The following is a 402-nucleotide window of genomic DNA, read 5'->3' as shown; positions in this document are numbered from 1 at the left end:
CGTCCCCGGGCTGCTGCAGACCGCCGACTACACCCGCGCGGTCGTCGAGCGCGGACTGCCCAACGCCTCGGCGAGCGAGGTGCAGCGCCGGGTCGAGCTGCGCATGCGCCGCGCCCAGCTGCTGCTCCGCGAGGACGCCCCGCAGCTGTGGGCCGTCATCGACGAGTCGGTCCTGCTGCGCGTCCTCGGCGACCGCGCCGTGATGCGCGACCAGCTCGACCATCTCGCGAAGATGGCCGCGCGGCCCAACGTCACGCTGCAGATCGTCCCGCTGAACGTCTCCAACGCCTCGGCCCCCGCCATCCCGGTGACCTATCTGCGCTTCGGTGGCCTCGACCTGCCCGACGTGGTCTACCTGGAGCACATCAGAAGCGCCAACTTCCTCGAGGACCGCGACGAGAC

1 protein-coding gene is annotated in these 402 nt (G+C 71.4%); it reads left to right on the top strand.

Translation table 11 applies throughout. The annotated features are described in order from the left end of the window. The coding region (locus LPA54_RS40890) for a DUF5753 domain-containing protein (RefSeq protein WP_228985476.1) at positions 1-402 on the top strand (402 nt) is incomplete at both ends.

Source organism: Streptomyces sp. DH12 (genome assembly GCF_020873895.1).
Lineage (GTDB): Bacteria > Actinomycetota > Actinomycetes > Streptomycetales > Streptomycetaceae > Streptomyces.
Note: the sequence above shows the minus strand (reverse complement) of the source record. Positions and strands in the feature narration are given on the sequence as shown.